Source organism: Aporhodopirellula aestuarii, assembly GCF_023701485.1.
In the GTDB taxonomy this organism is placed as follows: Bacteria; Planctomycetota; Planctomycetia; order Pirellulales; family Pirellulaceae; genus Rhodopirellula; species Rhodopirellula aestuarii.
On record NZ_JAMQBK010000114.1, the window covers coordinates 1 to 8,367 of the forward strand.

The 8,367-nt window shown below is 53.4% G+C and carries 6 protein-coding genes; all 6 read right to left on the reverse strand.

Translation table 11 applies throughout. The features are described 5' to 3' along the window. The coding region (locus NB063_RS30340) for a hypothetical protein (RefSeq protein WP_250933258.1) at positions 1–366 on the reverse strand (366 nt) is incomplete at its 3' end. A gap of 154 nt (positions 367–520) precedes the next feature. Further along, positions 521–1,033 carry a hypothetical protein gene (locus NB063_RS30345; RefSeq protein WP_250933260.1) on the reverse strand — a complete coding sequence of 171 codons (513 nt, stop codon included), beginning with the start codon at positions 1,031–1,033 and terminating at the stop codon, positions 521–523. Between the two features lie 121 nt (positions 1,034–1,154). Further along, positions 1,155–1,682 carry a hypothetical protein gene (locus NB063_RS30350; RefSeq protein WP_250933262.1) on the reverse strand — a complete coding sequence of 176 codons (528 nt, stop codon included), beginning with the start codon at positions 1,680–1,682 and terminating at the stop codon, positions 1,155–1,157. Between the two features lie 649 nt (positions 1,683–2,331). After that, positions 2,332–5,979 carry a hypothetical protein gene (locus NB063_RS30355; RefSeq protein WP_250933264.1) on the reverse strand — a complete coding sequence of 1,216 codons (3,648 nt, stop codon included), beginning with the start codon at positions 5,977–5,979 and terminating at the stop codon, positions 2,332–2,334. A gap of 356 nt (positions 5,980–6,335) precedes the next feature. Next, positions 6,336–6,572, reverse strand: coding sequence for an RNA polymerase sigma factor sigma-70 region 4 domain-containing protein (locus NB063_RS30360; protein ID WP_250933266.1), 237 nt, complete (start codon positions 6,570–6,572; stop codon positions 6,336–6,338). A gap of 1,367 nt (positions 6,573–7,939) precedes the next feature. Continuing rightward, positions 7,940–8,367 (reverse strand): hypothetical protein (locus NB063_RS30365; RefSeq protein ID WP_250933268.1); only part of this gene is annotated, 428 nt, incomplete at its 5' end.

Here is an 8,367-nt window from a genome sequence, read left to right on the forward strand (position 1 = left end):
CGGTTCTGGTGAACGGTTACACAGCAGTCGATCACCAACGGCATTGATCCCAAACAGCACGATGAATCCAGATAGAAACGCAGCAAAGCCTAAACGCAATCGACCCCGCCGGGAAACAATCGCGGAATACGCAAACACGGAACTACCGGCCAAGTATGCCAGTGAATAAATCAGCATCGGAACGATAAGGTTATTGAAATCAGGAGCTAGCAAAACGCCAAAAAATACGGTGAAACAAAATGCAATACAGCACAGCACGACCATAATACACGCGAGCAAAAAGACCGCGGTCGCCGCAATTGGTTTTGACGGGGCTGATTCAATGCCAGTCGGCGTCTCGTAGGGATTCGTGTTTCTAACAGACATTTGGTCGAAATTTGGCTGGACGCCGGATTGGCTACACACGCTGTTCTGTGTCAACTTCAGTCGGATTACGCTAGACATCACGGGGGCTGACGAAAGACTTTCTATTTCGAGAAAAACGCAAGCCGTCTTCCAGTGCATGTCATGGTTTATCGTTTCATTCGGTGGTTTCAGCGTCCGCGGTGAAGAATGAATCAAAACCAAAAGGATCGTCCGGCTCAGTGCCGAATGCGGGCTGCGACGGCTCCCGCTCAACGAGAAACTCATCCCGCCTTTTGTTATTTTTTCGTGCCTCTTTGGCAGCAGCAATCCAGAATAACATTTCGGCCTCTGCGTCGGCGTTTGAAAATGCCGATTGCAGTTCAGCACGGGTGAATCGAAGCTCCGCCAAGGCGTTGAGTGCCGTCTGGCTAACCATTCGGTCGGGGTCACTGAGAGCAAACAACAGCAATGGTATATCAGGCGGCGACGCTCCGTTCGCGATACGTGAGACTTCCTGGCGACGCTTTTCCCAAGACTCGGCGGCAATCAGCCCACGTTGTAGTTCGTGTTCGAGCGTACGTTGGATGCTATCGCGTTCTCCAGCGATTTTGGTGCGGTCAACCATCCACGCAATCCCAATGCCGATGAAGCCCACGACGATCAGTCCGGTTCGCAACGAGAATTGCATGGAGCGAGAGTGCCTCTGTCGATGAACGGTGGCGATGTGCGGGCGGCGGCAAACGCGGTTTCCATTTGCAAAGGTTCTCTGCCGTGCTCCGTTGCACGACATGTTAATCCGTTACTGGGTATCAAGGGGGGGCGAGGTGGACAACGGTACCGAAGGATGGATTTAGTTTCGACTTGGTATACCAACCAATGCTTCGTCCATGGTGCTGAAAGTCGACATCAGAGGGCAGCCACCATTTTAGATAAGACACCCCGACATCGTGAATCGTTTGAACGGGAGAGTCGACGATGCAGCGTGTCACCGGAGAGTAGAGCTTGAAGTGGAGACCCCGAAGCATCTCCGGCTGCGAGTCGTGTGTATAGTTGGACGCAAGTAGCCAAGTTGCGGGCCCGTATGAAGCGAAGTAGAGGGCAAGGATTGTGCAGTATGTCGCGGCAAGCGTGACAAGTTGATTGCTGATCGCGACTGATCGCTTGGGCAATGTCATTACTGAGTCTGCGACGAGCAACATTACCAGCAACACGAATGTCGCGATCGCCGAAAGGAGCAATCCAAACGCACCAAAGTTCATGACGATTGCTAGGCCAATCGCAATGAAGCCGGTACCGAACATCAGCGAAGACAGGGCGAACTTTGGTGGTCGTTTCATGTCAGTCGGGTAATGAAGCAAAACTCACCGGTGGAGAGCGGTGATAAGTTGAATGCGGCGATAACAGGGCGTTTGCGATTGCTAGACAGGCCTATTAGAGGGGGTGGGCGTAGCGCTGTCCACTCTTTTGGGAGCATGCGTGGTTGGGCATGGGGCCGGGTGGTGCGAGGTGCTTTTTTTCAAGGCCAGTGCCCCCTGGAAATTTCATTCGGGCCTTGGTTCTCAACTGCGCGCGGTTGTCCTGGAGTCGTGATCGCCCGCCGACATGATGGATCTAAGGCGACGATCCAGGGACAATCGCTGAGTTCGAGGATGACGTGGACACGCCTATTCGTGTGTCGGCGACCGGGACGTTTGCGAAGCGAACCCGTCAACGATTCAAGGAGTTCGAGAGCTTCGAACCGCCAAGGTCATTGCGGTGATCGATCAGCCTATCGCTGAGTTGCGTGCCCAAGCCGACCCAACGGATGGCACTCTCGCTGCTGGATGCCTTCGCGCGAGGTTGCAGCGATGATTGATTCAAAAGGATGCGTCCAGACCACATTCGGCAGTTACAAGCGGACCTAATGTTTCAGCTTAGTTGCCATGCGAGATTGCCGAATTTGAGTATCCTCGTGGACGTTCATCCGCCCTGCTGATCCAAGCCGAGTTAGTCGAAAACGATCACGCTTTGTCGGATTTTACGGTCGACATTGATTTTGTCTCCACCACCGTTTGAGAAAACATGAACAACGTTGACCGAGGACCATGCAAACGATTGTTTAATCGTGGGACCGCCCGCGAAGGATGCCTGGATCTCCAGTTTCGGTCCTTTTCGTTTCAGACGAATCTGGTCGTAATCGTCAGTTCCGACAACGATTAGCGTTCCATCATCACGCAGCGAGATGCCAACGACGACGGCTTGGAGCGTCGCTGTGGTTGAAGCGGTCCCGTCGTCTACGGTTACCAAGACATCGTAGAACCCGGCGACACCGTATTGGTGGTCAATTGCGAAGGTATCGCCAATCTGGTCGATTTGATCGCCGGTCAACGACGTTGAGGTGCCATCACCCCACTGGATCAGAACCGAGTGCGAATCATCTAAGTTTGTGTCTGCGAACGAACCAGACAAAGTAAACGTCTCGCCAACTGTTGTAGGGCTGTCCAGCGTTGGCCCTTCAAGCGTCTCGATGGTCGGGGCTTGGTTGGGAGGTGGAACTTCGTTGTCAAGAATCGTCAGTTCCTTAGATGCGGCGACTGCATCTTGAGCTAGCAATTCAATGAGTCCTGTTTTGTCGCCATCGAGCAGGTCGTTATCAATCGCGTCGATGTCAAAGGTCACCGACGACTCCAGTGCGCTGATGTGAACAGTTGCCGGCATCGAGACATGGCCTGCTAACTCTGCGGTTGCACGAATCGTGACGTCATAATCGGTTCGCGAAAGTGCGTTGAGCTGGACGGTGGCTGTTGCTGTGCCATCCAACTCACTGATCGCGTTCGGACTGATCGATAAAAGCGGTTGCAATTCTGGTTCATTGTCGACCACCTCGATCGACGAACTCAGCGAGACATAGCCATCAACCTCAATCGAAAATCCCCAGTCAGTTTCTGTTTCGCGGATCTCGTTCTCGATTGCTCGCAGTTCAAAAATTAATGAGGTTTGGCCGGGGGAAAACGAAAGATTGTTGTCTGATTCTAGGACGGTGGATTCTTCGACTTGGATATTCACAGTGACCTGCGTGTCAAGGTGAACATTGCGTTCTAGTTGGTATCGGGCGACACCATCGGTTTCATCGATGGCCGAGTCACCGTCGATTCTAGTCAACGTCAATTGAGGATCGATCGCTTCAAACAAATGAGCGGCACCTTGGTCGCTTCCGATAGTCGAATCGCCTGGCGATGCCACCAGTAATCGATTCCCCCACGTCGCGATAGCGCTGCCAAAGTCGGATCCGACCAACCCAGTCGGATTGTCAAAATCGGCAGTGGCAACGAACTCACCATCAACTAGGTCGTACATGTAGGCTCGTCCACCGGAGACACCGGTATGTCGGTCGAAAACCGCACCGATCGCCAGTTGACCGTCGTGCAAATCGACGCTTTGGCCGAAGTAGGACGACTCGATCTGTTCAATGGATTGCCGAAGCGAAACCTGATTTCCGACCACTTCATAGACATAGACGCTGCCGGTGTTGTCGTTCGTCGCCGTCGGATCTAAATCACGTCCTGGTTCGCCGACAACGATTGTATTGCCTTGAACCGACAACCCGCTGCTGTAGCCGTTCGCAACGGACGGATCCGGCGAGGTCAAGGTCTGAATTAAGGCAGCGTCATCATTCACGACACGATAGACGTGTGTCTTGCCCGCAAAGTCTGCTGTGTCTGTATCGCCGCGAAATGCGCCGATGGTGATCAGATCGCCGTCCATGGCGGCGGTCCAACCAAATAGGTTTGACCCGTCATCGGGATCGGCGAGAATGTCGATCAAAATGGGTTCGGGGTTGCCGATGTCGAACAGGGACGCGTTTCCTTTTTGTGAATCTCCGACGAGAACTCGATCACCGCTCATTGCAACCGATCGCCCGTAGCCATTACTGATACCGTCGGGGCTATCTAAGTTTGCGAGTAAGGTCGCGCCCGCATTGGATAATTCAAAAACAAATGCCGTCGATTGTTCGCTACTGAGCTGACCGACTGCAAGTCGATCTCCATCCAGGTCCATTGAGGTTCCAAAGACGCCGCCAAGGACAGGGCTCGGGCTTTTTAGCCGCTCGACTAACACGGGGGTCGGCCCCGACACATCGTAAACTTCGACCGCACCTGAGGCTTGCAAGTCGTTCGACTCGCCAGGAACGCCGATCACCATCCACTGTCCGTTCATTTCGATCGATGTGCCATAAGCATCATCAGTAGCCGGCGTTGCGTTCGCGACGCTTGATCCGGGCTGGACGTTCCCGCCGACAACGTCAAAGGTAAACGCTCGGCCTGTTGCAAAATCGCTCGACGATGCCGAGGTCGCAGGCGATCCAATAAGGATTGAGTCGCCATCAATCGCAAGTGAATCACCAAACAGATCATTGCGGCGTGGATCAGGATTGTCGATCTTGACCGTTGACTCGATGAAGTTACTGGAATTCGTTTCACTCAATGTGAATAAGTAAGCGGCCCCGGTATTGGTCGCAGACGTGTCATCCCCGTCGGCCCCGATCAATACACGGTTCCCCGAAACCGCAACATCGGAAAGGAACCCGTTGCTGCTGGTATTGCCAGCTGGGTTGGCGAGCGTGCCGAGCAGTCCGTTTCCAGGGCTGGCTGCGGTGATTTCGGTCAGCGCATAGACATTGAGGACTACCGACGCTGGAGCGTTTGACGGGACGCTGGTAGCGTTTAGGAACAGCCGGCCTTCGCTTAAGCGAACCAAACCACCTGTCTTTTGGCCAATTTCATCCTCGGGATCGGCATCGGGGTGGCGTAGTGTTCCAACTAGTGATGGCGATGAACCATCAAATCGAAATTGGGCGGTCGAGTATACAAATGCCGCGCCAACATCTTGTTGCCCAAATGGTTGATCGGGGTCCAGCCCATCCAGTGGCGAACCAATCGCTAAAACATCGTTATCCAAATCAATCGACGAACCAAAACGAAGCGATCCCGGATTCGTCACTGTCGCATCGACAGAGGTATCGCCATCGCTCAGATTGTACAAATAAACTGCGCCAGAGTTGGCGCCAACGGTGTCATCAAGTCGTGATGAGACGGCCAGCACACCATTCTGCATTGCGATGTTTTCACCAAACACATCGCCAGCCGATGGCGTTGGATTCACGATCGTAGCTGGCGACGGTGTCGAGCCATCGGCTAGGTCGTATAGGTAGACGACGCCAGAGTTCGACGCATCGACTGAATTGAGGGAGGCGCCGACTGCAACGGTGGTGCCATCAATCGCCAATGATTGGCCGAAAGAATCACCCGAAGAGCCCGGATTCCTTAACGTCGCGACCAGCTCTCCAGCCGCGTCATTATTGTAAACGTAGACTTCACCGACCGAGTTTCGCCCATCGATATTCGCGGCAGTTGCCGAGACCACACGGTACTGCGCATTGACTGCCACCACGTCGCCAAATTGGGCGTCGGATTGTGGACCGATCGCATCGGGAAAGTACGATTGAGATAAGCCAAAATCACCAGCCAATAGCTGCCTCTGTTCCAGTTTTTCATGTCGCAATCTAGGTCCACTTCCGTTGGCACGTCTCTTCCGCTTGGCCGATAGGCGATGCGGTTGTTTGTTGCCAATGAGCTGAATTCTAGGTAATCGCATGAGTTTCCTTTATGGGGTTCAGGGCGACGCTGCGAACGCTATACGGGCGGGGAGGCCGCTATCGTAGGGAAGGCGGGGACAAAACGCAAGCTTTCTGTGAATAAGCGAGTGCGGTGGAAAGCCCCAACGCTTGGTTTTTTGAGGGCTAGTTCGAATTCCAAATACGTCTCGCTTTCCAACCCCAATATGCTCGCCGACGCCATCGACACTCGATTATCAAATAGTGGCTACATAATCCGCATTCGTCTTACCTCGTGGGGAACGGTCCATGGAGGTGCTCGCCGACCTGAAGGACGATCGCTCGTTGGCTGAGATAGCCTTCGGTGAAAAGATCGCGACTTCGGTTAATCATTGCTTCAGAGATCTTGCGGCGTTTTGGGGCCGGTGTCCAGGTTCTTGTCCTCGTTGTCAGCGTTGCGATTCTCGGCGGGGCGGAATTGCTTGTGCGCTCGTGAGGCGGTGCCCCCGGTTATATTGAGTCTCTTGGCGATTTCTTCGAACGTGTACCCTTCGTTTCTCAATCGAACGATCTCTGGGCCAATCTTCGCCACTTTGCTGTTGGGAAGTTTCCGTCGGTCGCTAGAGTCGGCCAATGGAATGCACCGTTATCAAAAGCGAGCCAACAGATACCTCGGAAAAGTTTTCGGCATCCCGATAGGGGGCACTGCGACAAATTCCAGTCCGGTGCACCGGGGAAACTCCGCTGTAATCCACATCCAAGTGGAGATGCTCTCCGGTAATGGAAGCGTTCCCAACATCGAACGGGACTGACTTCTTGGGGATCGACCCAATGTTGATGCTGTGAATTGAACTGCCGCTGACATCATTCGAGAAAGCTGCAACATCTGTCGTTACCACGCGATTCGGACTCGCACTCGGTGAACAGGAAGTAAGTGAAGCTATCAAACAGCACAGGATAACACGACCGTGCATGAGACATTCCAACTTAAAAAGGTCTAACGGCGGTCGTCAACGAGGACGCCCCGTGTGCTTTCCACTTGTGTTTATCTCATGCCGTCCTTTGGTGCACGCCATGGATATGAGGCGTCAGTTCATAGTGAGTAATGTGGCTGAGCCAAAATTTTTTTGCCCAAGGGACTAGTTCCCGAAACTACGAAAGCCACTGCGCCATTCCGAAGAGTTCCACGCATAAATACTTTCGCTCGTCCGATCATCGGGGACTCGATTACCACTAATCCGTTTCCACTTCGGGGGGCTTGGCCAGTTACTGGGGCCTCGACCTTTTCTCCGCTTGGAGGCTCCGACGCCATAGCGCCCTCGAATCCATCACCGTCTCGCTTGGATATCGAAATCGCCCAACGGCGCGCCTTGCTTTCGCTGGATTTGATTTCACCGGCCCATACAACACCGGCGGCAAACTGGTCAGCGGTTGACGTGTTGTCCGGTCCTTGTTCGTTCTTAAGCGATGCATTTTCTTTGCGCAATTCTTCACACTCGATTTGCAATCGCTCAGGCTGTTCTTAGGCAAGCCTAAGCCTAACTAAGCGTCTCAACTTGATGCGCAAGAGATTCAGCGTTCGAATCCTGAGCCGATGCGTTGCTCGCAATTACAAAAAAACGACGAAAGAGATCAACAAACCGATTCGCATAACCGTCTCCGAAAATACGACGCATAAAGGGACCGATCACCGAGGACCGGCGGTTGAGTTTTCATTGCAGTGACGTGGCGACCGGTCCTTCGTCCCATCGTACGGTTCGCCAATCTCAAGAATACGTTTGAGCTCTTGGTTGCCTTTCGCCACGTTGTCATCAGGGTTTTTGAGGACCGTCGTTCCAACTCCTGGCATTCGAATCGCTCTCATGTTCTGAAGGTGTTGCCGTGTGCAACTGGAAAGGCAACCTTCCTGATGTGCAGGCGTTTTCGGTGAAGGGTTGAAACGCACATCTACCTCTTGAAGATTTCCCAGGCTTCCCGTGACGTCAGCAAACACGCACCGATCTATTCGACGCTCGCATGTTGATCTACGTACGAGTGGTAGAAGTCGATCGCGTCAGGTAGATGCCTTGAGGAGCTAAGCACCCGAATGCCCCCCAGGACGCTAACAACCTCCACTTGCCTCGCCGATCGCTGATGTTTAAGTCCAGATAATTCGTATTGGATCAATGGCCTGCTGCCATGGACCTGGTTCGCCGCAGTGCTTCGTGTAATCTCGCCATCGTCTAGAATGCTTTGCCTCCCGCTCCAAATCATGTCGATCGGCAAATCGTCTTGCAGTTCCAGTAGCCTAGGGTAGGTTGTCGCTCCGGTCGTCTCGATCACTGATTCTGGCACGGAACATACCTCAAATCGATGTTCTCTGGCTGATTCCTCGAACTCATCTCGATCGGCTTGACGTGTCAATTCGATCCCCAGGGCAATCGCACGTT